The organism is Microvirga zambiensis WSM3693, from assembly GCF_016735695.1.
In the GTDB taxonomy this organism is placed as follows: Bacteria; Pseudomonadota; Alphaproteobacteria; order Rhizobiales; family Beijerinckiaceae; genus Microvirga; species Microvirga zambiensis.
The window spans coordinates 39,654-63,778 of record NZ_JAERQD010000003.1 but is presented as its reverse complement, the minus strand read 5'-3'; the positions used below and the strand labels follow the sequence as shown (position 1 = coordinate 63,778).

Sequence of the window (24,125 nt, the reverse complement as noted above, 5' to 3'; positions counted from 1 at the left end):
GCCGATTGAGGATGGCCGCGATGAGCCAGCGATATATTACCGAGTTGATCACTTTGTGGGTCGTGATCGACCCAATCGGAACGCTTCCGGTCTTTCTGGCGGTCACCGCCGGGATGAGCGCTAAGGCCGCACGCCGGACCGCCCTGAGAGCGACGATCGCCGCTTTCGTCGTTCTGCTGTTCTTCGTCGTAGCAGGCCAGGTGCTGCTCCAGGCGATGGAGATCGACCTCGACGCTTTCCAGATCGCCGGCAGCGTCGTGCTTTTCCTGTTCGCGCTGACGATGATCTTCGGAGAACCGAAAGCGGAGGCCGAGGAGAAGGATCTTGAAACCTCCGACGTCGACCGGTCGATCTATCCTCTGGCCATCCCCTCCATCGCAAGTCCGGGAGCCATGCTGGCCGTCGTATCGCTGACCGACAACAGCAAGTTCAGCATTGCCGAGCAGGCCGAGACCCTCGTTCAGATGACCATGATCCTGAGTGTGACGCTCGTCCTCATGCTGCTGGCCTCCCGGATCATCAAAATCATCGGAGACGCCGGCGCCAGCGTCATCAGCCGGGTCATGGGGCTCATTCTCGCAAGCGTCGCCGTGAACGGCATCGTTCTGGGCATCAAGCAGGCCTTCAACCTGGCACATTGAGTGCCTGTCACAAATCGAGTTCGAGCAGAACCGGCTGGTGATCTGATGCCTGAGACCTCTGATCGTAGGCGATTCTACGCACCTTGGATGCAAGGTCTTCCGTCACGAACAGGAAATCGCAGCAATGCGGCGGGCCGTTCGACTGCTCGAAGAGGCAGAACGACGGCGGATGCGGACTTGATCCATTGGCAACCTCCCAGGCATCGAGGAGCCTCGGCGCCTCGTTCTCGAACGGATCCGATATCCGCCGCTTGACCGGATCCTCCGACCGCATGTTGAAGTCGCCGGTCAGCACCGCCGATGACGTGGTCGGAAGGCGAACATAGGTTCCGGGTCCGTCCTCGCGTGGTGTCAGATGACGCTCATGAGCCGTACGATGAGCGTCGCGGATCCCCTCCACCTGCGCGCGCCGCAAGTCGCTGGATGAATATTCGAGATGCGTGGTCATGACGCGCAGAGGCCCCGTAGGTGCTTCGACCACGGCCTCCAGCAACACGCGCGGCATGTTGCGGGTCGCGGCCGCCTCCCAGGGCAAGGTGTATCGCAGGACCTGCGCGACGGGGAGACGCGAGAGGATCATGTTGCCGAAGCGGCGACGCCTCCCCGCTCCATCCGGGATATCGAGGCCCACACCCTCGAGTGCCGTATAGTCCGGCAGAAGGCGCGCGAATTCCGCGAACTGGTCGCTGCCGTCATTGCCCTTCAGATTGGCGAAATTGTCCGATACCTCCTGCAGGCAGAGCACATCGAAATCCGCGATGGCGCGTGCCTCGTGGATCAGGCGCCTGAGATCGACGGTCTCGTCGATTCCCAAGCCCCATTGGATATTCCACGTGATGACTCTCAGCATATCCGCATACCGCCCTATTGACCGACCTTGCTCAGAACATCGGCCTTCAGGAAACGCTCGATGACGATCATGAACAGCACGGACGGCACCAGAAGGATGAGCGCCGTGATCGAGGCGATCTGATAATTGCCGCCCATGCTGGCGTTGTAGAGCAGCAGCGGCAGGGTCGTCACCTGGGGCACGCCGACGAAGAAGGTTCCGGTGAACTCGTCCAGGGATTCCAGGAAGACGAAGATCGCGCTTGCCATGATGCCGGGCGCGGCGAGCGGCAGAGTGACGGTGAAGAAGGCCCGCAGCGGCGACGCTCCGATATTACGCGCGGCCAATTCGAGATCGCGATCGACGGCGGCAAAGGCGGCAGCGGCGATCCAGACCGAATAGACGAGGCCGTGAGCGGCATGGACGAGCACGACGCCGGTGATCGTTCCGGTCAAACCGATGCTGTAGAAAACGCGGGCGACGTTGATGTAGATCGCGACGGAGGGAAATGCCTGCGGCAGCAGGAACAGGATCATCAGTGCCGTTCGCCATGGCAGCTTGAGGCGGGCCAGCGCGTAACCGGCCGGGATCGACACGGCAAGCGCCACCACAACCGTCAGGCACGCGATGATGACGCTCGTCGCAAGCGACGACATGGCATCCCCCGTCGGACGGAAGACGACCTCCCAATAGCGCAGGCCGTAGGACACCGGCAGCTTGAACGGCGTATACCAGCGCTCCGCGACCGACCAGAGAACCAGATTCGCCAAGGGCCCGAACAGCAGGAAGGCAAAGATCGCAAGGCCTGCGATCTTGAGAGCCGTGGAGCCGAGGGCCCAGACCCTCGCATTTGCCACCGATGTCGGTGGAACCGTCGACCGGCCGCGTTGAAGATCAAGTGCAGCACTCATGGGTGGTGAGGGAGACTTCCCGCTCATGCCTGCACCTCCCGCTTGACGTTGTGGCGGAGATAGATCCAGGCCACCGTTCCGGCCATGAAATAGGAAATAACGCCAAGGGCATTGGCCGTCGCGTAATCGCCGTAGGAGTTGATGCGGAAGGCCATGTCGACGGTCAGCATGGTCGGCTGCGAGCCGGCAACCATCATCGGGACGGACAGGACCGACAGCATCGTGACGAAAGACAGGACAAGGCCGACGAGGAGCGTCTGGGCCACCTGAGGCAGGACGAGCTCAACGAGCACCCGCAGCCGGGAAGCGCCGAGATTGCGTCCGGCTTCGATCGTCGCGCGGTCGATGGAGGCCATTGCACCGGCCAGCATCAGCGTCACGAAAGGCACCTGCTTCCAGACGAAGGTGATGATGATGCCGCGCCAGTCGAGAAAGCTCGTGGTCTGGATCGGCTCCATCAGCCCGAGCGCCACGAAGGAATTGTTCATCAGGCCGTTCTTGGCGAGAAAAGTGCGCATGCACTGGGCTGCAACGATGAAGGGGATGAAGAGCGGCCAGCGGTAGAGGTTGCGCAAGGTCGCGATCAGCCATGGCGTTTCGCTGAGCGTCAGAATGCCGGCGATGACGATCGAGAACAGACCGGTCAGAAGCGTCGAAACGACGACGATGAAGAGCGTGAAGAGAATATCCGTGGAGTAGAGCTCATACGCCTTCTGGAAATGCGTGAGCGAGAGTCCGCCTCCAGGTTCGGTGAACGCGGCGGCTAGCGAGAACCCGAGCGGATAAAGAAAAAGAGCGCCTATCATGATAAGCGCCGGCGCGATCAGCAGAAGGCCGAGGAACGAGGGTTTTGCCATGATCTGAGGGCGTCCCCGAGACGTGAAAGAATGAGGCAGGCGGCCTTGGCCGCCTGCCCTGGAAGGGAGTTAGTTCGCGACCTTCTTCTCGTAGGTCTCGAGGATGTCGTTGAAGTACGGCCCGATCGGGAACGGCTTGCCGTTCGCGGCGAGCGCATCCGGCGGGATATCCGCGAAGAGCTGGTTCCAGGCAGCCTGATCGAGCTTGCCTTGGAGGTTCTTGGCATCGATGCCGGGATACCAGTTGAAGCGCTTCACGATGCCCTCAGCCTGCACGTCGGGGCTCGTCGCAAGGGCGATGAAATCGGCGGCGAGCTTGTTCTGAGCCGTCTTGGCGGGGATGGCATAATACATCGGCTGGCCGGGCATGCCGGGCGAGACGAGCTTCAGCCGCATGTTCGGCGGAAGCTTGCCGTCGGCCTTCCAGGTGTAGAACATGTCGACCCAGACCGGTCCCATGGCGATCTCGCCGCGGTTGAGCATGTCGAGCGTGCCGGCATTGCCGGGCGTAATGACCACGTTCTGATTGAAAGCCTTGAGGTCGGCCATGGCCTTGTCCCAGGTGGCCTTGGTCGCGGCGTCGTAAGGACCCTTCTCGAGCTTTGCGGCATCGCCACCGAACGCGGACACCCAACCGGTCACGAAGGCCACGCCCGACATGCCGCCCTTGATGCCGTTATAGCCGAATTGCTTCGGGTTCTGCTTGGCCCAATCCCGCAGTTCGGCGTAGGTGCCGGGCGGGTTCTTGACGAGGTCCGGATTGTAGGCGATCGCCGTCTGCGAGTGGAACATCGGCATGACATAGCCGGTGACGTCCGTGCCGAGGGCATTCGTCGCCGTGTCGCGCGTCACGAGTGCGCCGGTCGGAAGCGCATCGCGATACTTCTGGATCAGCCCGTCCTGCGCCATCGTGCCGGCGGCCTTCTGGTGGATCACCACCACGTCGAAATCGGAATTGGCGCCTGCCTTCTTCTGGGCATCGAGCTTCTCGAAGATCTTCTGCGATCCGCCGTCGCCGGGCCCGGTGCCGACGGCGACCACCTTCACGCCGGGATGGCTCTTCTCGAACATCGGCCCGAGATAATCCTTGATGTAATCGACCATGTTCTGGTCGCCGGCGGTCGCAACATTGAGCGTCTGGGCGCTTGCCGCATTAGTCATCAGAAAGGCTGCGAGACCCGCAGCCATTAAGCTATTACGCATGGTTTCCTCCCGTTGATTGGGCTTGAGGGAACAGGTGCAGCGATGCCAGCGGCAGGCGCATGCCGACCGGGCGATCGACGTCGTGGTAACGATCGTCCGTCACGGTAAAATGACGGTCGCCGATTGCGACCACGTACCTGTAATGTCCTCCCGGATACGTTCTCTGCGTAATCTTTCCCGGGAGAATGATGGACCCGTCGACCCGTGCATTCGGATCGTCGAGCGAAGCGACATCGTCGCGAAAATAGGCGGTCAGGGATCCGACCGGTACTTCGCCGCCATAGAAGGCCGTGCTTCCGTTGTCGGTGCTAACTTCCACGCCCCCTCCGGAGGGCCTGACATCGAGGCCGATCGTATTGTCCGCCCCCATGAAGCTCGCCACGAACGGAGAATTCGGGCGGTCGTAGACTTCCTTCGGTGCGCCGACCTGAGCGATGCGCCCGGCATCCATCACCACGATCCTGTCGGCCATGGTCATGGCCTCCTCGCGGTCATGCGTGACGTGGATCGCCGTGAAGCCGAGGCGGCTCTGCAACGACTTGATCTCCGACCGCAACTGGATGCGCACCTTGGCGTCGAGGTTCGACAGGGGCTCGTCGAGCAGCAGGATCTTCGGCTCGATGGCAAGGGCCCGACCGAGCGCCACGCGCTGGCGCTGGCCGCCGGAAAGATTGGTCACCTTCCGATCCTCGAGCCCGGACAGGTTCAGCATCTTGAGAACAGCGGCGACACGGCTGCGGATCTCGTCCTTCGGCACGCCGCGCAGGCGCAGGCCATAGCCGACATTGCCGAGCACAGTCATGTGCGGCCAGAGCGCGTAGGATTGGAACATCATCGCCATGCCGCGCTTCTCGGGAGGCATATTCACCACATCCTGGCCGTAGAGCCGAATGGCCCCGCCGGACGCCTTCTGGAATCCGGCGATGGTGCGCAGCAGAGTGGTCTTTCCGCAGCCCGACGAACCTAGGATTGCGATGAACTCGCCGGGCGCAACCGAGAGACTAACACCGTGCAGCACCTGCTGGCTGCCATAACTGACCTGAAGATGATCTACATCGATCGCGGCCAAGACAGAATCGTCCACGCCGATATCCTCCCTGATGCGCTTTACGCGTCTGTTGTTGCGCGAGAAGATCACAACTGGATGTCGATGGGAAGCCTGCCCTACAGTCATCAAAAGGGGTCTTTCGGGCGACCTCCGCACATCGGCTTAGCCGGCAAAGCTCCGGTCTGAAAATAAACTAATCGGTTGACTATTTGGGCGCCGACGGCTATTTAAACCAAATGGTTGAGCAAACGTCCGCCCATCTCGACGCCGTATTCCATGCTTTATCTGATGCAACCCGACGGGCGATGCTGAGTCAGCTTTCCTCGGGTCCCCGCAGCATCGGCGAGCTCGCGGCACCATTCTCCATGACATTTGCCGGCGCCTCGAAGCATGTGAAGGTTCTGGAATCCGCTGGCCTTGTCCGCCGGCGTGTGCAGGGCCGGACACATATCTGCCAACTCGACGCGGCGCGGTTGTCCGAAGCGGAAGCTTGGCTGCGTCATTACGAGCGCTTCTGGACGACGAAACTCGACAAGCTGGAGGAGCTGCTGCTCGCGGATGCCGATCAGCAAAAATCCGGAAAGGAATCCGCCCGATGAATGCAGATGCGAAGCCGGCTGTTGTCGTGGTGCGCCGTTTCGATGCCTCGCCCGAGCGGGTCTTCGACGCATGGCTCGACCCGCAGATCGCACGGCACTGGCTGTTCTCCACGCCCGACGGAGAGATGGTGCGCGCGGAGACCGATGCTCGCATCGGCGGCCACTTCACCTTCACCGAGAGGCGCAATGGCGAAGACGTAGAGCATGTCGGCGAATATCTCGTCATCGACCGCCCTTCCCGCCTCGTCTTCACCTTCGCGGTGCCGAAATACAGCGATGAATATGACCGGGTAACCATCGAGATTCGAAGACTCGACAAGGGATGCGAGTTGACGCTCACCAACGAGATGTCGCCCGAGATCTATCGCGAGTGGGGCGAGCAAACCCGCAACGGCTGGACAACGCTGCTCGATAGCCTTGCGGCCCTTCTCGATGATGAGAACGCTTCGGATGAAGGGGCAATCACACGATGATCAAGATCAATATCACGAGCGTCCTCGTCGACGACCAAGCCAAGGCGGAAGCGTTCTATGTCGATGTTCTCGGCTTCGTCAAAAAGCATGACGTGCCGGCCGGCGGTGCGCGCTGGCTGACCGTTGCCAACGCAGATGGCTCCGGGGTCGAGCTGCTGCTTGAGCCGATGGGGTACGAGTTCGCGAAAACCTACCAGAGAGCCCTGTTCGACAACGGCATTCCGATCACCTCACTCGGATGCGACGACATCCGCGCCGAGTACGAGCGTCTGAAGGCGCGCGGTGTCACCTTCCGCTCCGAGCCGAGCACGCCATCGGCCGGGATGCCGCCGATGGTCATGTTCGAGGATGGGTGCGGCAACCTGCTTCTGCTCATCGAGAGTGCAGCCGACTGAGCGAGATCGAGCGAGCCGCATTCGCAATGCAGTTTCGCTCAGAGGATCACCTTGAACGTGAAGATGATTGTCGCTGTCAGGATCGTGCCGCTAACGGCATAAGGAAACCAGGCCGGGAACGGCCGGTCATGTCCGCTGTAATCGCTCATCATGAGCCCCTACATAGATAGTCGTTCTTGAGGCGATGCTCCGGCAGCTCATCATGAGTGCTCTTTGGCATCGCTTACAGGATCGATCTTACAACGGAGCGCGGAATCGGTGAGCGGAAAGCCGCGCGAGGGTTAAAAGAAAGTATCGGTCTTGCCGAGGAAATGCTTCAACGGAGCGAGGATATCGCTTCGGCCACTCTGGCGCGAATGAATGGCAGCTCCGCGGATACTTCCAGCGTTCAGCGCAACGAACATGCGTCGAGTGTCAGGTAGACGGAGATCACGACTGCTATGGCAACGAGAACGGCGGTGGCCATCAAGGTTGGCCAGCCGACGCGGCTTTCGTGAGCGATGCGCGCTTCCAGACTCTGAAGCTTCCGGTCCCGCAGGTCCTGTTGTCCAATTCGGTCGTGAATCATTGATGCCCCCACGGCCATTCTAGTTATGCCTCCATGTCGTCAGCGACATCTCTAAAGTGGTAGCGTCACGCGATCGCATGCTCGCTGGGTATTGGAAATCAAGCATCGCGAGCCCATAGCCGGGATTCGTCAGCGGAAAATGCGCGAATGGACGTATCCGGCATTTCACACTGTGTTAAGCCTGTTTTCTAAATGCGTTGCCTCGGCCGGAGCCCGATCGCGCCGAAAGCGGTTGTCCTCATAATTCCACTTTTCGAAGAGGACCCGACGATGGAAAGACCTTCATACCTCGTTGCTCTCTCCCTGCTGATCATTGGCTGCTCATGGTATCCCGCGTCAGCCGCCAGCTTCGATTGTGCCAAGGCCGAGACCGCCGATGAGAAGGCGATCTGTACGGACCGCAAACTGAACGATGACGATGTCGAGATGTCGGTCCTCTATGTCCAACTCAAACCTCTGCTTGGAATGGGCGCGCGCGGCGACATGGAGGATCAACAGGTTGCCTGGCTCAAGCGACGCGCGGCATGCGGAGCCGACCATGCGTGCCTGAGCAAGGCCTATGCGGATCGCGTTCAGCAATTGAGGGGCGGCTTCGAGGCGCTCGCCAAACGCGGGCCATTCTGAATCCAAGGCTGAACAGATAGAATTAGAAACGCAATATCATATTCTTATTGCAATGTTATCGGCCTCGCGTAAATGTGTCGCCGCGCACACCTCGCCAGCCCAGAAAATGCCACGGTATGCCTTCCTATTGGCCGCCCGGAGGGAGACGGACCATGCGCGCTACCCTGGCTCTTCTTTGCCTTTTCTTCGGCTCGCCGGATGACGTGGCCGCCGACAGCCTTGATGCGGCGCAGGAGATGAAGGTCGAGCGCTACCGCACGTTCCTTTCCTCCCTCTCGGTCCCCGAACTAGATCGGGAGATCATGACGCCCTCGGACCTGCCCGAAGACCTGAAGGGCATTATCGAAGAGTGGACGCGCCGCAGATAGCCGAGAGCACTCGACCCGTCGGCATGGAGAGCGCAGCGAGTTAATCACGCCGGTTCCATGCCATGTTGGCGCTTTGAGATTTCCGTCTGAGGCGAGATCAGAAACGTCAGCAGCGCGCGCGAATTTTCAGGCTGAGAGGATGTGCTGGCGACACCACCAGTGAAGACCGTCACGGATTGAATGTCCGGCGGCAAGGGTCCGAGGATCTCGATGCCGGGCACATGCATGAGTTCGCTCATCTGTTGAAAGCCCAGATCCGCTTCTCCCTGAGCCAAAAGCACGCCAACCGGGACACCGGGAGGCGCTTGAAGAGCCCGTTGAGAAACTGCCTCCGCTACGCCCCAGCGCTCCCATAACTGCAGCAGATGATCGCCGCTTGGTCCGGTGGAATAGCAAATCCTGCGTGCACCCAGGATCGCCCGTTTGACCGCCTCCTCGTTACGGATATCGGGCTTCGGAGCGCCCGAGCGGATGGCCATCGCGATACCCGAGCGCGCAAGACCCATTCTCGTTGTAGGAACGATGTGCCCCTCCGCCTCCAGTTTCTCCATCACGTTGGAGGCGAGCACGACGATATCGGTGGGCTCACCCGCACGAACCAGCCGAGCCGCCTCCACCCCACCCATCGGCCTAATGGCAACTTCTATTCCGGTTTGCTGCTGATAAATTGCAGAAAGGTCCGCCAGAACCTGCCGCGTCGCCATGGACGAAATGCCCGTCAGCCGATTGGTCATCCATCACCCCAACGTTCTTCTCGGCATATCCTCCATATCAAGCCGCGCATCTCAAGAGCGAATGGAGGTCAGGATATCGACGAGTCGATCCTGAGCGCGCATTTGGGTGAGACGGCGGCTTGCCGGGGCTGCGATTTGCAAGTGCAGGGGACGGAAAAGCGGAGGACAAGGCTGTGAAACGGTCTTACCGTTCCAGCTGGTCGTCACCTAGGTCCTTGAGTTATTTGGTGGGTGTGCAAGGATTCGAACCTTGGACCCGCTGATTAAGAGTCAGCTGCTCTACCAACTGAGCTACACACCCGTCGCCGAAGCGAGTTCAGCGGCGCGATGTCCGCTGAAGAGGCCGTGCGTGTAACAAACGGGATGCACCCTGTCTAGCCCCATTCTGTGAGGTTTTGCGCCTCGGGGCTAAGGTTTTACGGCACAGGGCGGCGAAGGCGCCATTTTTCTCCAGGAATCATGGCTCACGCGGACGGTGACCGGCGGCAGACGCTTCCTGCCAAGCTTGCAGGTTCGATAGGCCAGCACCAGCCCAAGGAAAAGGCCCGCAGAGCGGGCCTTTCTTTGTTTATTCCGCTGCGTGCTGGGCGTGCAGGCGGGCGCCTCGGCTCATGAGCTTGTTCAAGGCGCCGAGATAGGCCTGGGCGGAGGCGACCAGAGTGTCCGGGTCGGCAGCGCGGGAGGTCACGCTGCGGTTGTCGGCGGAGAGGCGCACCGAGACCTCGGCCTGGGCATCCGTGCCCTCGGTCACGGCATGGACCTGGTAGAGCTCAAGAACCGCCTCGTGAGGCACGAGCGCCTTGATGGCGTTGAAGGTGGCATCGACCGGGCCGTTGCCCTCCTGCTCCTCGATAACGATCTTGTCGTCGACCTGGAGCCGCATGGTAGCGCGCTGCGGCCCGCGGGTGCCGGCCACGATATGGAGCGAGACCAGCTTGATGCGGTCATGGGCCATGGCGATGTTCTGGTCGACCAGCGCCTCGATATCCTCGTCATAGACGTGCTTCTTGCGGTCGGCGAGTTCCTTGAACCGCTCGAAAGCATCCTGGAACTGGTTGTCGGAGAGGCTGTAGCCCAATTCCTCCAGTTTGTTGCGGAAGGCGGCACGTCCCGAATGCTTGCCCATGACGAGCGACGTCTTGGACACGCCGACACTTTCCGGCGTCATGATCTCATAGGTCTGCGCGTTCTTCAGCATGCCGTCCTGGTGAATGCCGCTCTCGTGGGCGAAGGCATTCCGGCCGACGATGGCCTTGTTGTACTGCACCGGGAACGAGGTGGCGGCAGAAGCCAGCTTCGAGGCGCGGGTCAGCATGGTGGCCTCGATGCCGGTCTCGTAGGGCAGCACGTCGCCGCGCGTCTTGATCGCCATGACGATCTCTTCGAGCGCCGCGTTGCCCGCCCGCTCGCCGATGCCGTTGAGGGTGCATTCGATCTGCCGGGCGCCGCCTTCCAGCGCGGCCAGGGAGTTCGCAACCGCCAGGCCCAGATCGTTGTGGCAATGGGCGGAGAAGACCGCTTTGTCGGCATTCGGCACGCGTTCGCGCACGGCACGGAACATGGCGCGATACTCGTCCGGCGTCGCATAGCCCACCGTGTCGGGCAGGTTGATGGTGGTGGCGCCGGCCTTGATGGCGGCTTCCACGCAGCGGCACAGATAATCGATGGGCGTGCGGGTGGCGTCCATGGCGGACCACTCGATATCCTCGATCAGATTGCGCGCCTGGGTCACCGTGTTGGTAATGATCTCCAGCACATCCTCTTCCGACTTGCGCATCTGGTGCGCCAGATGGATCGGCGAGGTGGACACGAAGGTGTGGATGCGGGGCCGGGCCGCATGGCGCACGGCTTCTCCTGCACGGGAGATATCGGCCGAGATAGCACGGGCGAGGCCGGCGACGGTCGCCCGCTTCACTTGCTTGGCGATGAGGGACACGGCCTCGAAATCGCCGTTCGAGGCGATGGGGAAGCCCGCCTCGATGATGTCTACCCCCATGGTGTCGAGCAGTTCCGCGACCTCGAGCTTCTCCTCAAGGGTCATGGTGGCGCCCGGGCATTGCTCGCCGTCGCGCAGGGTGGTGTCGAAGATCAGAACGCGGTCCTTAACGGCACCGGATACGGAAGCGGTCATTATTCTAGTCCTTCTCGGAGGGGGCGCCTTCTGCGCTCAAGGTTGTTCCTGGTTGTCTAGAACCCCTGAGAGCCCAGGCGACGACGCCCAGCCGACCCTCAGGGGCAGCTAAGGAGAAGGAGGCCAAGAAGACGCGCGCGATCGGCCGCCGGAGCGGGGCCTTTCATCGATGCGCTGTGGGAGCCGATGATCATCGCTGCCCAAATCCTCCTCGGCCGCGGGCATGAAGCCGCGAACAACGGCCCGTTTGTAACGGCGCTCACGTGAGAAGGCAAGCGGTTGAAACAAATGAAAAGCCGGAGGTCGACTATCGTATGGGTTATGACTCGCTGCGTGGGGAGGACTGGACTGCTCGCAAACTGCCCTAGATCGGATGAAGCTTGGCCTTTGTTCCTCACTCGTCGATCAGGAGTACTTTATGAAGACCGCGTTCCACTCTGTGTTCGTGATGGGCCTGCTGGCGCTGCCCCTGGCCGCCTGCAACCAGACTGCCTCAGCCCCTGCCCCGGCGACCACCAGCATCACGCCATCCGGTTTCCGCATGCCGGAAGGGTCCGGCTGCAAGGGCGAGATCGACCGATACCGCGCCGTGATGAGCAATGATCTTTCCATGGGGCATGTAAACCAGTCGGTCTATAACCGCGTCGACAAGGAACTCGGACAGGCCGAGGCGGCCTGCGCCGCCGGACGCGATGCCGAGGCGGTGCGCATGGTGAATGCCACCAAGGCCCGTCACGGCTATCTCTGATCGAACACCCAGCCGAAAAACGATTGCAGGAAGAGCGGCATTCGCTCGGGATCGATATCCTCTTTCCCGCGGACGATGCGCACCCCCTGCAGTTCCGGCTCGTCCTCGGCAGCGATATGGGCGCGGATCCTCGCTGCGCCCTCCTCCGCGGTCATTGGTAAGGTAACCGTCCGCAGGAAGGCGAAGGTCGGCCAGCGCTGAACGACGATCCATTCGTCGTCCAGGTGATAATCGGCTTCAGCAAGCCCGGTCTCCTCGGCCAGTTCCCGGGTAAGACTCGTCGTCAGATCGACGGTGCCCTCCGGCGTAACATCGTTGAGATCCGGGGTGCCTGCAGCGAAATAGATTCTGCCCGCATTGGCCGTGCCTTCTGCCATGACACCGCAGATATAGGCGCCGTCCGTTCCGCGCAGGGCCCCCATGGCAAAACCGTTGGCGATGGTGGTATCGGGATAGCCCTTGTCGATCCAGGCGATGAAATCCGCGTAATCGACCTCGAAATACACGTTGCGGCACAGGTCCTGCTCGAAGCTCAGATCCTGGAGCAGAAGCACCCGCCCGTTGAACATCTTCGGCTTGTCCGCAACGCGCCGCTTCCAGTTCTCCTCGACGAAAGACCGGTTCTGCTTCGGCCACACCCAATCGAACGGCCGGAAGCGTGCCTCGACGCGTGAAACGCGTCGGATCGAGATGTCACGGTTCACGCGAGAATCTCGCCGCGGCTCACCATGACCGCCTGCCCGCCGATTTCGGCCGAGACCAGCGCGCCACCCTTGATCGTCATCTGCAGGGCGATCTCGCTCGGACGGCCCATCTCGACACCCTGCTCGATGACGATGTTGTGCTCGCCGTCGCCCAAGGGCTCGCACTGCATGAGGGCGCCTGCGAAGGCCGCCGCCGCCGAGCCGGTGGCCGGGTCCTCCTTGATGCCCATCCCCAAACCGAACATGCGGGCGCGGAAACGCAGGCCGTCTGCCTGGGGGATCCGGGCGTAGACATAAGGCGCCGGATGGTCGCTGTCGCCGAACGCCTTATCGAAGGCCTCGCCCTGCGGCTTGGACCTCGCCAGGGCGTCAAGTGAAGCAACCGGCACCAGATCGTAGGCGACGCCGGCGGAATGGCGGCTCGGGACATGGCGGTCGAAGCCGATCTCCGTGGGATCGAGGCCGAGAGCCCAGGCGCAGGTGGTGGAATCCTTGCCCTCGCCCCAGACGAAGGGCAGGCGCGGCAGGCGGAAGCGGGCCGAACCGCTCGTCTCATCGGTCACATCCACCGCGCAGGGAACGATACCGACCTGTTCCTTCAGGCCGAAGGCGGCGGCGCCCGGCTGCCCGCCCTGATCGAGAATCGCGAGAAGCACCGCCGTTCCGACCGTGGGATGGCCGGCGAAGGGCAACTCGCGCGCCGGGGTAAAGATGCGGATATCCGCGCGCTGGCGCGGCTCGGATGGTGGCAGGACGAAAACCGTCTCGGAGAGATTGAACTCCTTCGCGATCCTCTGCATCGCAGGCACATCGAGCCCTTCGGCATCGAGCACGACAGCGAGAGGATTTCCGGCGAAAAGCTCGCCCGTGAAAACGTCCAGGGTGACAAAGCGGCGGGACATGTGGATCGTTCCTCTACCGGAGCCTTTGGTGATATGGAACCACCGATTCTTCGACACCGGATGAGGTACCGTCGAGCGCCCTTCTGTCAACCGAATGCCTCGTCATTGCCCCTTCACGTCATCACCTCCCCGGACTTGATCCGGGGATCGGTGCCGGTGATCTCGATTTAATGAGGCGATGCGCTTCACCTTATCGAGATGGCCGGGACAAGCCCGACCATGACGGAAAGCACCGAGTCAACAGAAGCACCGATTCCACCCAGCCTACATCGAGGCCTGCCGCACGAAGCGGTCGGTGAAGGTCGCGGCGAGGTCGATCTTGGCGTCCTTCAGTTCCGGATCGAGCTGACGCAGCATGTCGAGCACGCTCTGCATGCCGGTCATCTGGATGATGCCATCGCGCGAGTAGCTCTCGAGCGAGTTCTGCACCGCCTTCAGATAAAGCGGCTTGTCGCCGAGGTAGTACTCTTCCGGCACCGTCGCGGCGATGTCCTCGGGCTTCGCGGTCTGAAGCCATTTCAGAGTCTTCACGAAGGCATTGACGAGGCGCTGAACGGTCTGCGGATTCTGGTCGATGAAATCCTTCTTGGTGTAGAGGGTCGCCGCCGGGTTCGAGCCGCCGAAGAGCGCACGGGTGCCAGCTTCCGTGCGGGTGTCGATGAGGATCTGGATGTCGCCGTCCGCCTCGAGCTTTGCGATCACCGGATCGAGATGCGAGATCACGTCGATCTCGCCCTTCTTCATGGCGGCCACCGCACTGGCGCCCGATCCAACGCCGATAATCGGGGCATCGGACGGTTTCAGACCGGCTTTCACCATGGCGTATTGGGCAGTGAGCGCGGTGGATGAGCCCGGCGCCGTCACGCCGATCTTGAGGCCCTTGAAATCGGCCGCCGACTTGATCTGTCCGGCCTTGTCCTTCTTGACTGCGATCACAATGGCCGGGAAGCGTCCGAGTTCCGTGACGGCCACGACATCCTGTCCCTTGGCCTGCATGCGGATCGTGTGCTCGTAGGCGCCGGTCACCACATCGACGGAGCCGCCGATGAGCGCCTGCAGCGATTTCGCGCCGCCGCCGAAATCGTTGATCTCGACCTCGAGGCCCTGCTCCTTGAAGAAGCCCTTCCGCTCGGCGATGGTGAGCGGGAGATAGTACAACAACGGCTTGCCGCCGACGCCGAGCGTCACCTTCGCCTTTTCCGGCGCTCCTTGCGCAAAGGCGCTCTGGCCCATCGCTGCGGCAAGGCCGAGGGCTCCTGCGCTTTTCAGAAATGTACGGCGTTCCATGGCGTTTCTCCCTGTTTGATTGGGTCGTTCTTCATCTCAAGTCTGCGCGGCCAGAGACGCTTGCGGCCGCCAGACCAGGAACCGGTTTTCGATCATCGTCACAAGCATGTCGATGAGGATCACGAAGACGGAGAGGATCAGCATGCCGGCGAAAACGCCCGTCACGTCGAAGACGCTTTCTGCCTCGTGAATCTTGTAGCCGAGCCCGGCGGACGAGCCGAGATATTCGCCGACGACGGCACCGACGAGCGCGAAGCCCACCGATGTGTGCAGCGACGAGAACACCCAGGTCAGCGCGGAAGGCCAGTAGACATGGCGCAGCAACTGGCGTTCGTTCATGCCGAGCATGCGCGCATTGGAGAGCACCACGGGCGAGACCTCGCGGACGCCCTGGTAGACGTTGAAGAACACGATGAAGAAGACGAGGGTGAAGCCGAGCGCCACCTTCGACCAGATGCCGAGGCCGAACCAGAGCGCGAAGATCGGTGCGAGCACCACGCGCGGCAGCGCGTTCGCTGCCTTGATGTAAGGGTCGAACACGGCGGCGAGCAGTTCCTTGCGCGCGAACAGGAATCCGAAAATGATGCCGCCGCCTGCACCGAACAGAAAGGCCAAAATGGTCTCGACAAGCGTGATCCAGAGATGGCGCCAGATCTCGCCGCTGGCGAAAAGCGTCCAGCACCGTTTGAGAACGTCGAGCGGCGTCGAGAAGAAGAACTGAACCTGCTTGGGCGTTCCCGAGATCGGATAGACGGTGAGCACGTGCCACAGCATAAGGAAGATCAAGCCGACGCCGATCTGAAGCACGGTCAGTTTCAGACGCGGCATCACGTTCCCTCCCCTTGGGCATAGGCTTTCTGGACCTCCACGCGCAGGCTCGTCCAGATCTCCTTGTGGATATGGTGGAATGTCGGCTCCATGCGCACCTCCGCGATGTCGCGCGGCCGCGGCAGCGGCACCGGAAAATCGCCGATGATCCGTGCCGCCGGGCCCGCCGACAGCAGCACGACGCGGTCGGCCAATGCGATCGCCTCCTCGAGATCGTGCGTGACGAACATCACCGCCTTACGGTCCGCCGCCCACAGGCTGAGGAGCAGATTGCCCATGATCTGACGCGTCTGCGCGTCGAGCGGCCCAAAGGGCTCGTCCATCAGAAGGATTTCCGGATCGCGGATCAGCACCTGAGCCAGCGCGACGCGCTTGCGCTGGCCGCCGGAGAGCATGTGCGGATAACGGTCGACGAAGGCTTTGAGTCCGACGCGGGTGAGCCAATCCCGCGCACGCTGCAATGCCTCGCTGCGCGAAACACCCTTCGGTTCGAGTGCGACGGCCACATTGTCGAGCGCCGTCTTCCACGGCATCAGCGCTTCCTGCTGGAAGAGATAGCCTGAGCGCAGATTGAGGCCCGCAAGATCGTTGCCGAAGATCCGCACTTTGCCTTGAGAGGGCTTCAGCAAGCCCGCCGCCGCATTCAGGATCGTGGACTTGCCCGAGCCGGTCGGGCCGACGATTGCGACGAATTCGCCCGGACGGACGGAGAGATCGATTCCGCTGACGGCCGTGTAACCGCCGACTTTCGGCCCGAAGGTGATGGCAACATCGTTGAGCGCCACCGCCGCAAGGGAGGTCGCCTGATCCATTCCGATCCTCATGGTCCCTCTTTCAGGCCGGCATTCTAACCGCCCGAAGATCGACCGCAAGCGAGGCCGCCTTCTCCCTTCGGCCTATCCGCCGGCCAGGATCGTCTTAAACCTCTACGGCGTCGAAGCGATGAGAGGGCGTCACGAACTCCTCCTGCGCTGCTATGGTCAGGATCTCGCGGGAGCCTGCTTCCTCCGTGCGCTTCAAAAGGCCGTAGACGGAGGATGCCGCTTCGGCGAGGGCCGTCGGCGCCGAGCGCGTGCGGGCGTAATGCACGAAGAACAGCGCCGCGATGGCATCGCCCGCGCCGTTCACGGACAGGGAGAGTTTCGGCGTGCGCACACGCCAGATCCGTCCTTCGGAGCCCGCGACGAGATCGACGCTGTCGGCAGGCGTTTCCTTCGTCTCGACGGAGGTGACGAGCATCACCTTCGGACCCAGCCCCTGCACGATCGCAATCGCTCGCTTCACATCGTCGAGACTCTGGGTGGTCAGGCCCGACAGGTAGTCGAGTTCGAACTGGTTCGGCGTGATGATGTCGGCGGCAGGCACGGCCTGCTCGCGCATGAATTCAGGAATGCCCGGACGCACGAAGACTCCGCGCCCCACGTCGCCGATCACCGGATCGCAGCAATAGAGCGCATCCGGATTGAGCGAGCGCACCCGCGCCACGGCCGAGAGGATCGCATTGCCGATATCGGCGGAGCCCATATAGCCGGAGAGGACGCCGTCGCACCGTTCGAGCACGCCGCGCTCGGCAATGCCCTCGACCAGATCCTCGATGGCCGGACCGTCGAAGACGCGCCCCTTCCAGGAACCGTAGCCAGTGTGATTCGAGAACTGCACCGTATGGATCGGCCAGACCTCGACACCGAGTCGCTGCATCGGAAACACGGCCGAGGCATTGCCCACATGGCCGTAGGCGACATGGGACTGGATCGAGAGAACGTTCATGGTTCAGGCCCCCCTTCATCTTCCGGTTAGCGCAACAAGCGCTCCGCTTCAAATCGCGTGATGTGATCCGATCCATCACAAAGGCAGTTGGTTCTTGACGCAGAGGGCCTTATTGCCTTGGCACGCAACCGCAACAGGACAATCACGGCCCGATGGATATCGAGTTTCTGAAGACCAGCATCGTGCAATTCGTACAGACCCATCAGGCCTATGCTCCCTTGGTGGTCGGCCTCATGACCTTTGCCGAGTCGCTCGCCTTCATCTCCCTGCTCCTGCCGACCACGGCAATCCTGATCACCGTCGGTTTCGTGCTGGCTGCGGCGGAAGTTCCCTTCTGGCAGATCTGGGCGGGAGCAGCCGTCGGCGCCTTTCTCGGAAACTGGGTCTCCTACGCCATCGGCCGACGTTACAAGGAGGCCGCCTATGAAACCTGGCCCTTGTCGCGCAGCCCAAGGCTCGTCGCCCGGGGTGAGAGCTTTTTTCAGCGCTTCGGCCCCTGGGCGGTGTTCTTCGGGCGCTTCGTCGGCCCGATCCGCGCCGTCATCGCCCTCATTGCCGGCATTTTCCTGATGCCGCCGGTGCTGTTTCAGGCGGCCAATATGGCATCAGCCTCGGCCTGGGCGTTTCTCGTCCTAGGGCCGGGAGCAAGCCTCGTCCCCCACCTGCCCTGGTAGGCGCTTCGCCGCAGGAACCCGGACTCCCGGGGCTCATTAACCTCGATCCATAAAGGAGGTTACCCATGGGTAAAGGCAAGATGAGCGGCGACAATTCCGGCGAGAGCAAAAAGCATCCCGGCGATCATGTCCGTGGCTCCGGCGGCACGGTGAAAAACCGCATCGACCCCGGCAAGCAGAGCAACAACAAGGCTCAGAACACCAAGGACAATCAACAGTAAAACTTAGCGGCTCGCTGCCCCGCGAGCCGCCGTCCCCCTCCATTTCCAGAGGTGGCAAGGGCCTTCCGCAATGTTATATTTTATTATAATATTGCGGATAACTTGTTGTGACCTCTCCCTCTCCGGACTCCTACGACGAGCTCACCCCTGTCGCCTCTTCCCCGGAAGCCGCGAATCCCCTGGAAACCGGCCTCCCGGCATTCTGGTGGCCGTCGGTCGGCGCTCTCGTCTCGTTCGTCTTTTCGGTCTTCTGGATGACGGAGAGTTGGAGAGCCACTGCGCATCTGCAGGGCCCCACGAAGGTGAACCATCTGACACAGGATCTCGCGGGCCTCCTGGCGACGCTCCTCTGCTCCTATGCCACGTACCGGTTCTGGAAATACCGCTCGGAAACGCTCGGCATCGTCCTGGGCGTTCTTGTCGCCGCGGCAGCGATGATGTGGCATCGGACCTAGAGCATCGGACGGAAAAGTGGATCCGGTTCGCCGTCAAAAAATGCGTCGAAGCATAGAAGAGAGCTGATTCCGCGCCAGTGGAAAAAGCTCTAAAGCATCGGACGATCTCAGCCGATATTGAACCCTTCGAGCGCCCCCGCCTCGATACGCTCGCGCGTGTGACGGTAGCCGATCTCCACGATCGTCTCGAACTGGTCCCAGCCGCGCAGCGGCACATCGGCAAGGGGCGGATGGATGATATGCGCCGCGTGAGCCCGTGCCTTCAGCGTCTGAGCTTCACTCGAGATGGTCGCCGAGCGGTAGAGCAGGCTGACGATATCCGGCGCATCGGCCGGCACGCCGAGAAGGCGGCGAAGCAGCGTTGCCCTCCGGGCCTCGTCAGGACCCGTGAAAGCCGCATCCCGCGCCACGTCGATCCCGAGAACCGGCCCTCTCTGGAGGTCGGCCATGACATCCGCCGGCAGGTTGTTCATCATGGCGCCGTCGACGAGCACGCCTTCCGGATCGATCACGGGCGGCAGAAGACCCGGAATCGCAAGGCTCGCGCGAAGCGCGCGCCACAATGTCCCCTTCCGATGAACATGAGTCGTTCCCTTCGTCAGATTTGAAGAGACGCAGAAGAAGGGCAGCCAGAGATCCTCGATGGTCCGCTCGCCGAAATGCTCGATCAGGCGCGCATCCACCTTGAGGCCCCGCACCAGCGCAACGAGCGGCAGCGTGTAATCGTTCAGAGGCGGCCTCGTCACGAAGGCTTCCCGCATGATGGCCTTCGCTTCGTCGAGGCCGATCTGGATGGCGCAGGTCGCCGCCATGAGGGCACCGATGCTGGTGCCGCCGACCAGATCGATGGGGATGCCGTATTCCCGCAGCGCCTGGATGGCACCGAGATGGGCAAAGCCCCGGGCGCCGCCGCCGGCCAGGACCAGGCCGATCGCCTGCCCGCTCGAGGTGCGGACGAGCCGCTGCAGGTCCGGCACGCTCTTTTCCCTGACCTGGAGGCGCTGATCCACGGGAAGCCGGTCGAGGGACGGGTGCGCCGGTGCGGGACGGGCGGCATCCGCCTTCTGAAGCAGGACAAGGTCGTGCCTGCGCCAGGATGCAGCGGAAGGCGCCAGCGTCTCGGCATCGCAGGCGAGAGGTTCGCCGGGACGAGCCACGAATATGACGTGGTCCGCATGGCGGATGCACCGCCCCGTCCAGTCACCGGACGGTTCGGACGCGACGTAGACCACGCGCTCACGGCCGGCCTCGAAGCGATAGAGCCAATTCTCATCTGTCTGGGCCGGCATCGCATCGAGCAGATCGATCCCGGCTCCATGGCTGCGTCGCATCTCCCGGAGAAGAGCCTGCGCGAAATCCTTGATATCCACGTCCTTCGTCACCGGAACGACGGCAAAGGCCGTGGGCATGAAGGTGGTGGGCGCGCTATGGGTCGCCTCCCGAAGCCTGTCGGCCAGCAGTCTCGAGAGATAGAGCGTGACCGAGGGCCACCGTTCGATCAGGTGCTCGAAATCCTCCCGCGCCAGCTTGAGCAGAACGGTATCTCTGAGCGCGGTCACGGTCGCGGAGCGGGGTGCATGGGAGATGAGAGCCATCTCGCCGACCGTCTCCGGCGGCTCGATGCGGGCAATGCGCCTTTGTTCGCCATGGCCGCCCTGGACCGCCACCCCGAGCGCTCCCGACATGACCATGTAGAGAGAATCCGCCGGGTCGCCCTCCTGGAACAGGACCGCGCCGCCCGGCAGCTGGATGCGCTGGAGCTGGGACTGGAGTTCCAGGCGCGCGGCGGGGTCCAGTCCGGCCCAGATCGGAGCGGTGAAATCCGGCGGTTCGTCGATCAGGCTCTTAGCGATCATCGCAGCAAAAAAGCATCGGAGAGTTCCTCCGATGCTCTAGCCGGATTATGCCGCCGTGACAAACTTACATTCGTCTTAGAGCACCAGCATCGGAATCATCCCAAAAATGCAAGTCCACTTTTGGGTCCGATGCTTTAGCGGCTCATGTCGAAGCGGCACGGGCGGGCCGTGCCTGAAGCACATTAGTTCCGGGACTTGTCGACCAGGGCCTTTTCCTTGATCCACGGCATCATATCGCGCAGGCGGGAGCCGACGTCCTCGATGGGATGAGCGGCATTGCGGGCGCGGGTCGCCTTGAAGGAGGTCTGGTTGACCCGGTTCTCGAGCATCCAGTCGCGGGTGAACTTGCCGCTCTGGATGTCTTCCAGCACACGCTTCATCTCGGCCTTGGTCTCGGCCGTGATGATGCGCGGGCCGGTGACGTATTCGCCGTATTCGGCGGTGTTCGAGATCGAGTAGTTCATGTTGGCGATGCCGCCCTCGTAGATGAGGTCGACGATCAGCTTCACCTCGTGGAGGCACTCGAAATAGGCCATCTCGGGGGCGTAGCCCGCCTCGGTCAGGGTCTCGTAGCCGGCCTTGATCAGCTCGACGAGGCCGCCGCAGAGCACCACCTGCTCGCCGAAGAGGTCGGTCTCGCACTCTTCCTTGAAGGTGGTCTCGATGATGCCGGCGCGGCCGCCGCCGTTGGCGGAAGCGTACGAGAGCGCGATGTCATGGGCATTGCCGGTGGCGTCCTGGTGGATCGCGATCAGGGTCGGCACACCGCCGCCGCGCTGGTACTCGGAGCGCACCGTGTGGCCGGGCCCCTTCGGGGCGACCATGAGCACGTCGAGGTCCTTGCGGGGCTCGATGAGGTTGAAATGGACATTGAGGCCGTGGGCGAAGAGCAGCGCCGCGCCCTGCTTCAGGTTGTCGTGCAGGTCGGTGCGGTAGATGTCGGACTGCAGCTCGTCGGGAGTCAGCATCATGACCACGTCGGCCCATTTGGCGGCCTCGGCCACTTCCATGACCTTAAGGCCCGCCTTCTCGGCCTTGGCCACGGAGGGCGAGCCCTTGCGCAGGGCCACGACGATGTCCTTCACGCCGGAATCGCGCAGGTTCAGGGTGTGGGCATGGCCCTGGCTGCCGTAGCCGACGATGGCAACCTTCTTGCCCTTGATCAGATTGATGTCGGCGTCGCGATCGTAATAGACACGCATGGTCCTCAAGTCCCTTATCTCGAAGGGGGCTTTCCCCCGGTCAGTGTTAGCGCTACGCCGGCCTGGACCCGCGCAACATTTATTTTGTCAGGCGCCGCTTTTAGCGAATAAAACTGCGCTGACAAGCTGTTGTTTGTAGCAAAACTGCGACCCCTGACTGCGCTGGGCGCAAGGGTCGGCTCATTCCGCCGACAAACGATCTCAAGCCGGAGAGTTCAAACCTCTCTCCAATGCTCTAGATTGACGTCTCGAATCTTACACCGCGAAGGATGACGCCGCATGCAGCGCCTTACCACTCCCGACGAAGTCGTCTCTTTCTGGCGCGAGGCCGGGCCCGAGAAGTGGTTCTCGAAGGACGAAGCCTTCGACCAGATCTGCCGCGACCGTTTCCTGCCCACCTACGAGGCCGCCGCGCGGGGCGATCTCAACGAGTGGGAGCTCACCCCGGAAGGCGTGCTCGCCGTCATCCTCCTCCTCGATCAGTTCCCCCGGAACATGTTCCGGGGCAAGCGCGAAACCTACAAGACCGATCCGGTCGCCCTGATGGCCGCCGACCGCGCCATCGAACGCGGCTTCGACAAAAAGGTGGAACCCGACTTCCGCCGGTTCTTCTACCTGCCCTTCATGCACTCCGAATCCTTGGCGGATCAGGAGCGCTCGGTGACCTTGAACGAAGCCCTCGGCGAGGATTCTTCGAAGTGGGCGCGCCACCATCGCGACATCGTCGCCCGCTTCGGCCGCTTCCCCCACCGCAACGCCATCCTTGGCCGCGAGACCACGCCGGAGGAGGAAGCGTTCCTGCGCGAGAGCGAGTTCAGGGGCTAGACACTACACAATTCCTTCCGCGCCGCGCGCCATCGCGGCGACGCCGGTGCGGGAGACCTCCACCAGCCCGACTGCCGTCATCAGCTTGATGAAGCGCTCGACCTCTTCCGTCGTGCCGGTGAGCTCGTAGACGAAGGATGTGAGCGTCGCGTCCATCGTGCGGGCACCGAAGGCCGACGCGAGGCGCATTGCCTCGACGCGGTAGTCGCCCTTGCCGACCACCTTCACGAGGCAGAGTTCGCGCTCCACCGCTTCGCCGGTCAGCGTCAGATCGATCACGCGATGCACGGGCACGAGGCGCTCGAGCTGGCTCTTGATCTGCTGGATGATGCTGTTCGTGCCCGTGGTGACGATGGTGATGCGCGAGATATGCGCCTCGTGCTCCGTCTCCGTGACGGTCAGGCTTTCGATGTTGTAGCCGCGACCGGAGAACAGGCCTGCGATGCGCGCGAGCACGCCGGGCTCGTTGTCGACGATGACGGCGAGCGTATGCCGGTTGACCGGCTCGACGCGGGTCGCGTCGGGATAATGGGTTTTCATCTGAAGCATGGTCTCGTTCCCGAATTCTTCCTCAAAATTCTCAAGCCGCCTTGCGGTAGTTCGCAATGGCTTCCTCGTCCACCTCGTCGGCATCGACGATCCATTCTTCCGTCAATGCGGCCGAACGCCATTCCTGGAAGGCCGGCAGCGCGAGGATTGCATCCATGTAGGCACGGGTCGTGGCATCGACCGTGATCGAATAGGTATCGAGGCGCGTCACGAGCGGCGCATACATGGCATCCGCGGCAGAGAACGTGCCGAAGAGAAACTCTCCGCCGGCACCGAAACGTTCGCGCGCCTGGCGCACGATCTCACTGAAGCGGGCGACATCGCGAGCCACCGCCTCGCCGCGATCTCTCTGTGAAAATTTCTTGCCGAGGTTCATCGGGCATGCGGAGCGCAAGGCCGGAAAGCCGGCATGCATTTCCGCCGCAACCGAGCGTGCCATGGCACGGGCGCCACGATCCGACGGCCATACCGGAGCATAGACGTCGCCCACATATTCCATGATGCTGATGCTCTCCCACACGGTCACATCGCCGTCGATCAGGATCGGCACCTTGCCCGCCGGCGAATGCTTGAGCACCTTCGCCTTGGTGTCAGGCAGATCGAGGGGAATGGTGATCTCGTCGAAGGCGACCCCGAGCTGCTTCAGCAGCAGCCAGGGCCGCAGCGACCAGGACGAATAGCACTTGTTGGCGATGACGAGGGTTGGCATTCTTTTCGCCTTCCGCG

General features: G+C 62.2%; 28 protein-coding genes and 1 tRNA gene. 11 read left to right on the top strand and 18 right to left on the bottom strand.

The genetic code is table 11. The features are described 5' to 3' along the window. Window positions 1–20 precede the first annotated feature (20 nt). The gene (locus JKL46_RS03855) at window positions 21–641 is read left to right on the top strand and encodes a MarC family protein (RefSeq protein ID WP_246529128.1); all 621 of its coding nucleotides are present in this window, start codon (window positions 21–23) and stop codon (window positions 639–641) included. Between the two features lie 7 nt (window positions 642–648). Here the strand turns inward: JKL46_RS03855 and JKL46_RS03850 are convergent, their stop codons facing one another. The 5 genes from JKL46_RS03850 to JKL46_RS03830 form a co-directional block, all read right to left on the bottom strand. Next, a complete protein-coding gene (locus JKL46_RS03850) occupies window positions 649–1,491 on the bottom strand; it encodes an endonuclease/exonuclease/phosphatase family protein (protein ID WP_201830097.1) in 843 nt (280 codons plus the stop codon). 14 nt (window positions 1,492–1,505) lie between these two features. Then, complete coding sequence (locus JKL46_RS03845) at window positions 1,506–2,381, bottom strand: ABC transporter permease (RefSeq protein ID WP_201830096.1); 876 nt, start codon at window positions 2,379–2,381, stop codon at window positions 1,506–1,508. Between the two features lie 23 nt (window positions 2,382–2,404). Further along, complete coding sequence (locus JKL46_RS03840) at window positions 2,405–3,238, bottom strand: ABC transporter permease (protein ID WP_201830095.1); 834 nt, start codon at window positions 3,236–3,238, stop codon at window positions 2,405–2,407. A gap of 69 nt (window positions 3,239–3,307) precedes the next feature. Then, complete coding sequence (locus tag JKL46_RS03835) at window positions 3,308–4,441, bottom strand: ABC transporter substrate-binding protein (protein WP_201830094.1); 1,134 nt, start codon at window positions 4,439–4,441, stop codon at window positions 3,308–3,310. Continuing rightward, window positions 4,434–5,525 carry an ABC transporter ATP-binding protein gene (locus JKL46_RS03830; RefSeq protein ID WP_343074006.1) on the bottom strand — a complete coding sequence of 364 codons (1,092 nt, stop codon included), beginning with the start codon at window positions 5,523–5,525 and terminating at the stop codon, window positions 4,434–4,436. The genes JKL46_RS03835 and JKL46_RS03830 overlap by 8 nt, the downstream gene beginning before the upstream one ends. Window positions 5,526–5,725: 200 nt before the next feature. On the opposite strand from JKL46_RS03830, the gene JKL46_RS03825 reads away from it, so the two are divergent. The 5 genes from JKL46_RS03825 to JKL46_RS03805 all read left to right on the top strand — a co-directional run bounded on the left by JKL46_RS03825 (window position 5,726) and on the right by JKL46_RS03805 (window position 8,516). Next, window positions 5,726–6,088, top strand: a complete 363-nt coding sequence (locus JKL46_RS03825; protein WP_201830248.1) for an ArsR/SmtB family transcription factor — start codon at window positions 5,726–5,728, stop codon at window positions 6,086–6,088. Continuing rightward, window positions 6,085–6,561, top strand: a complete 477-nt coding sequence (locus JKL46_RS03820) for an SRPBCC family protein (RefSeq protein ID WP_201830092.1) — start codon at window positions 6,085–6,087, stop codon at window positions 6,559–6,561. The genes JKL46_RS03825 and JKL46_RS03820 overlap by 4 nt, the downstream gene beginning before the upstream one ends. Next, window positions 6,558–6,956 (top strand): VOC family protein, encoded by a 399-nt coding sequence (locus tag JKL46_RS03815; RefSeq protein WP_201830091.1) that lies wholly within the window; start codon window positions 6,558–6,560, stop codon window positions 6,954–6,956. Before JKL46_RS03820 ends, JKL46_RS03815 begins: the two co-directional genes overlap by 4 nt. Window positions 6,957–7,794: 838 nt before the next feature. After that, the gene (locus tag JKL46_RS03810) at window positions 7,795–8,148 is read left to right on the top strand and encodes a lysozyme inhibitor LprI family protein (protein ID WP_201830090.1); all 354 of its coding nucleotides are present in this window, start codon (window positions 7,795–7,797) and stop codon (window positions 8,146–8,148) included. Window positions 8,149–8,300: 152 nt separating this feature from the next. Next, window positions 8,301–8,516: a hypothetical protein gene (locus tag JKL46_RS03805; protein ID WP_201830089.1), complete on the top strand. Its 216-nt coding sequence runs from the start codon at window positions 8,301–8,303 to the stop codon at window positions 8,514–8,516. A gap of 44 nt (window positions 8,517–8,560) precedes the next feature. Here the strand turns inward: JKL46_RS03805 and JKL46_RS03800 are convergent, their stop codons facing one another. The 3 genes from JKL46_RS03800 to JKL46_RS03790 all read right to left on the bottom strand — a co-directional run bounded on the left by JKL46_RS03800 (window position 8,561) and on the right by JKL46_RS03790 (window position 11,381). Then, entirely contained in the window at window positions 8,561–9,250 is a 690-nt protein-coding gene (locus JKL46_RS03800; RefSeq protein ID WP_201830088.1) for a substrate-binding domain-containing protein, read from the bottom strand. Window positions 9,251–9,475: 225 nt separating this feature from the next. Next, window positions 9,476–9,551: transfer RNA gene (locus JKL46_RS03795), tRNA-Lys, on the bottom strand. Window positions 9,552–9,818: 267 nt separating this feature from the next. Next, entirely contained in the window at window positions 9,819–11,381 is a 1,563-nt protein-coding gene (locus JKL46_RS03790) for a 2-isopropylmalate synthase (protein WP_201830087.1), read from the bottom strand. 418 nt (window positions 11,382–11,799) lie between these two features. On the opposite strand from JKL46_RS03790, the gene JKL46_RS03785 reads away from it, so the two are divergent. Further along, window positions 11,800–12,129 (top strand): hypothetical protein, encoded by a 330-nt coding sequence (locus JKL46_RS03785; protein ID WP_201830086.1) that lies wholly within the window; start codon window positions 11,800–11,802, stop codon window positions 12,127–12,129. On the opposite strand, the gene JKL46_RS03780 is transcribed toward JKL46_RS03785, so the two are convergent. The 6 genes from JKL46_RS03780 to pdxY all read right to left on the bottom strand — a co-directional run bounded on the left by JKL46_RS03780 (window position 12,120) and on the right by pdxY (window position 17,617). After that, window positions 12,120–12,833, bottom strand: coding sequence for an NUDIX hydrolase (locus JKL46_RS03780; protein ID WP_201830085.1), 714 nt, complete (start codon window positions 12,831–12,833; stop codon window positions 12,120–12,122). The two genes, JKL46_RS03785 and JKL46_RS03780, sit on opposite strands and share 10 nt — an antisense overlap. Next, window positions 12,830–13,735 carry a PhzF family phenazine biosynthesis protein gene (locus JKL46_RS03775; protein ID WP_201830084.1) on the bottom strand — a complete coding sequence of 302 codons (906 nt, stop codon included), beginning with the start codon at window positions 13,733–13,735 and terminating at the stop codon, window positions 12,830–12,832. The genes JKL46_RS03780 and JKL46_RS03775 overlap by 4 nt, the downstream gene beginning before the upstream one ends. Window positions 13,736–13,999: 264 nt before the next feature. Continuing rightward, complete coding sequence (locus JKL46_RS03770) at window positions 14,000–15,022, bottom strand: ABC transporter substrate-binding protein (RefSeq protein WP_201830083.1); 1,023 nt, start codon at window positions 15,020–15,022, stop codon at window positions 14,000–14,002. 36 nt (window positions 15,023–15,058) lie between these two features. After that, window positions 15,059–15,850 (bottom strand): ABC transporter permease, encoded by a 792-nt coding sequence (locus JKL46_RS03765; RefSeq protein ID WP_201830082.1) that lies wholly within the window; start codon window positions 15,848–15,850, stop codon window positions 15,059–15,061. Further along, window positions 15,850–16,662 carry an ABC transporter ATP-binding protein gene (locus JKL46_RS03760; protein ID WP_201830081.1) on the bottom strand — a complete coding sequence of 271 codons (813 nt, stop codon included), beginning with the start codon at window positions 16,660–16,662 and terminating at the stop codon, window positions 15,850–15,852. The genes JKL46_RS03765 and JKL46_RS03760 overlap by 1 nt, the downstream gene beginning before the upstream one ends. 106 nt (window positions 16,663–16,768) lie before the next feature. After that, a complete protein-coding gene (gene pdxY, locus JKL46_RS03755) occupies window positions 16,769–17,617 on the bottom strand; it encodes a pyridoxal kinase PdxY (protein ID WP_201830080.1) in 849 nt (282 codons plus the stop codon). 152 nt (window positions 17,618–17,769) lie between these two features. Here pdxY and JKL46_RS03750 point away from each other — a divergent pair, with 152 nt between their 5' ends. From JKL46_RS03750 to JKL46_RS03740, 3 genes are all read left to right on the top strand, one after another. Further along, window positions 17,770–18,291 (top strand): DedA family protein, encoded by a 522-nt coding sequence (locus JKL46_RS03750; protein WP_201830079.1) that lies wholly within the window; start codon window positions 17,770–17,772, stop codon window positions 18,289–18,291. A 65-nt stretch (window positions 18,292–18,356) separates the two neighbouring features. Continuing rightward, entirely contained in the window at window positions 18,357–18,512 is a 156-nt protein-coding gene (locus tag JKL46_RS03745; protein WP_201830078.1) for a hypothetical protein, read from the top strand. A gap of 107 nt (window positions 18,513–18,619) precedes the next feature. Then, complete coding sequence (locus tag JKL46_RS03740; protein ID WP_201830077.1) at window positions 18,620–18,967, top strand: hypothetical protein; 348 nt, start codon at window positions 18,620–18,622, stop codon at window positions 18,965–18,967. 107 nt (window positions 18,968–19,074) lie between these two features. Here the strand turns inward: JKL46_RS03740 and JKL46_RS03735 are convergent, their stop codons facing one another. Next, window positions 19,075–20,823 (bottom strand): patatin-like phospholipase family protein, encoded by a 1,749-nt coding sequence (locus JKL46_RS03735; RefSeq protein ID WP_201830076.1) that lies wholly within the window; start codon window positions 20,821–20,823, stop codon window positions 19,075–19,077. 182 nt (window positions 20,824–21,005) lie between these two features. Next, the gene (gene ilvC / locus JKL46_RS03730; RefSeq protein ID WP_201830247.1) at window positions 21,006–22,025 is read right to left on the bottom strand and encodes a ketol-acid reductoisomerase; all 1,020 of its coding nucleotides are present in this window, start codon (window positions 22,023–22,025) and stop codon (window positions 21,006–21,008) included. Between the two features lie 279 nt (window positions 22,026–22,304). Here ilvC and JKL46_RS03725 point away from each other — a divergent pair, with 279 nt between their 5' ends. Beyond that, complete coding sequence (locus tag JKL46_RS03725) at window positions 22,305–22,850, top strand: DUF924 family protein (RefSeq protein WP_201830075.1); 546 nt, start codon at window positions 22,305–22,307, stop codon at window positions 22,848–22,850. Between the two features lie 3 nt (window positions 22,851–22,853). Here the strand turns inward: JKL46_RS03725 and ilvN are convergent, their stop codons facing one another. Further along, window positions 22,854–23,399, bottom strand: coding sequence for an acetolactate synthase small subunit (gene ilvN, locus JKL46_RS03720; protein WP_201830074.1), 546 nt, complete (start codon window positions 23,397–23,399; stop codon window positions 22,854–22,856). Window positions 23,400–23,430: 31 nt separating this feature from the next. Then, window positions 23,431–24,108 carry a glutathione S-transferase family protein gene (locus tag JKL46_RS03715; RefSeq protein WP_201830073.1) on the bottom strand — a complete coding sequence of 226 codons (678 nt, stop codon included), beginning with the start codon at window positions 24,106–24,108 and terminating at the stop codon, window positions 23,431–23,433. Between the last annotated feature and the right edge of the window lie 17 nt (window positions 24,109–24,125).

Coding starts and splice junctions, on each gene's coding strand:
- JKL46_RS03855 (WP_246529128.1), top strand. CDS start 21: ATGAGCCAGCGATATATTACCGAGTTGATCACTTTGTGGGTCGTGATC.
- JKL46_RS03850 (WP_201830097.1), bottom strand. CDS start 1,491: ATGCTGAGAGTCATCACGTGGAATATCCAATGGGGCTTGGGAATCGAC.
- JKL46_RS03845 (WP_201830096.1), bottom strand. CDS start 2,381: ATGAGTGCTGCACTTGATCTTCAACGCGGCCGGTCGACGGTTCCACCG.
- JKL46_RS03840 (WP_201830095.1), bottom strand. CDS start 3,238: ATGGCAAAACCCTCGTTCCTCGGCCTTCTGCTGATCGCGCCGGCGCTT.
- JKL46_RS03835 (WP_201830094.1), bottom strand. CDS start 4,441: ATGCGTAATAGCTTAATGGCTGCGGGTCTCGCAGCCTTTCTGATGACT.
- JKL46_RS03825 (WP_201830248.1), top strand. CDS start 5,726: ATGGTTGAGCAAACGTCCGCCCATCTCGACGCCGTATTCCATGCTTTA.
- JKL46_RS03820 (WP_201830092.1), top strand. CDS start 6,085: ATGAATGCAGATGCGAAGCCGGCTGTTGTCGTGGTGCGCCGTTTCGAT.
- JKL46_RS03815 (WP_201830091.1), top strand. CDS start 6,558: ATGATCAAGATCAATATCACGAGCGTCCTCGTCGACGACCAAGCCAAG.
- JKL46_RS03810 (WP_201830090.1), top strand. CDS start 7,795: ATGGAAAGACCTTCATACCTCGTTGCTCTCTCCCTGCTGATCATTGGC.
- JKL46_RS03805 (WP_201830089.1), top strand. CDS start 8,301: ATGCGCGCTACCCTGGCTCTTCTTTGCCTTTTCTTCGGCTCGCCGGAT.
- JKL46_RS03800 (WP_201830088.1), bottom strand. CDS start 9,250: ATGACCAATCGGCTGACGGGCATTTCGTCCATGGCGACGCGGCAGGTT.
- JKL46_RS03790 (WP_201830087.1), bottom strand. CDS start 11,381: ATGACCGCTTCCGTATCCGGTGCCGTTAAGGACCGCGTTCTGATCTTC.
- JKL46_RS03785 (WP_201830086.1), top strand. CDS start 11,800: ATGAAGACCGCGTTCCACTCTGTGTTCGTGATGGGCCTGCTGGCGCTG.
- JKL46_RS03775 (WP_201830084.1), bottom strand. CDS start 13,735: ATGTCCCGCCGCTTTGTCACCCTGGACGTTTTCACGGGCGAGCTTTTC.
- JKL46_RS03770 (WP_201830083.1), bottom strand. CDS start 15,022: ATGGAACGCCGTACATTTCTGAAAAGCGCAGGAGCCCTCGGCCTTGCC.
- JKL46_RS03765 (WP_201830082.1), bottom strand. CDS start 15,850: ATGCCGCGTCTGAAACTGACCGTGCTTCAGATCGGCGTCGGCTTGATC.
- JKL46_RS03760 (WP_201830081.1), bottom strand. CDS start 16,662: ATGGATCAGGCGACCTCCCTTGCGGCGGTGGCGCTCAACGATGTTGCC.
- pdxY (WP_201830080.1), bottom strand. CDS start 17,617: ATGAACGTTCTCTCGATCCAGTCCCATGTCGCCTACGGCCATGTGGGC.
- JKL46_RS03750 (WP_201830079.1), top strand. CDS start 17,770: ATGGATATCGAGTTTCTGAAGACCAGCATCGTGCAATTCGTACAGACC.
- JKL46_RS03745 (WP_201830078.1), top strand. CDS start 18,357: ATGGGTAAAGGCAAGATGAGCGGCGACAATTCCGGCGAGAGCAAAAAG.
- JKL46_RS03735 (WP_201830076.1), bottom strand. CDS start 20,823: ATGATCGCTAAGAGCCTGATCGACGAACCGCCGGATTTCACCGCTCCG.
- ilvC (WP_201830247.1), bottom strand. CDS start 22,025: ATGCGTGTCTATTACGATCGCGACGCCGACATCAATCTGATCAAGGGC.
- JKL46_RS03725 (WP_201830075.1), top strand. CDS start 22,305: ATGCAGCGCCTTACCACTCCCGACGAAGTCGTCTCTTTCTGGCGCGAG.
- ilvN (WP_201830074.1), bottom strand. CDS start 23,399: ATGCTTCAGATGAAAACCCATTATCCCGACGCGACCCGCGTCGAGCCG.
- JKL46_RS03715 (WP_201830073.1), bottom strand. CDS start 24,108: ATGCCAACCCTCGTCATCGCCAACAAGTGCTATTCGTCCTGGTCGCTG.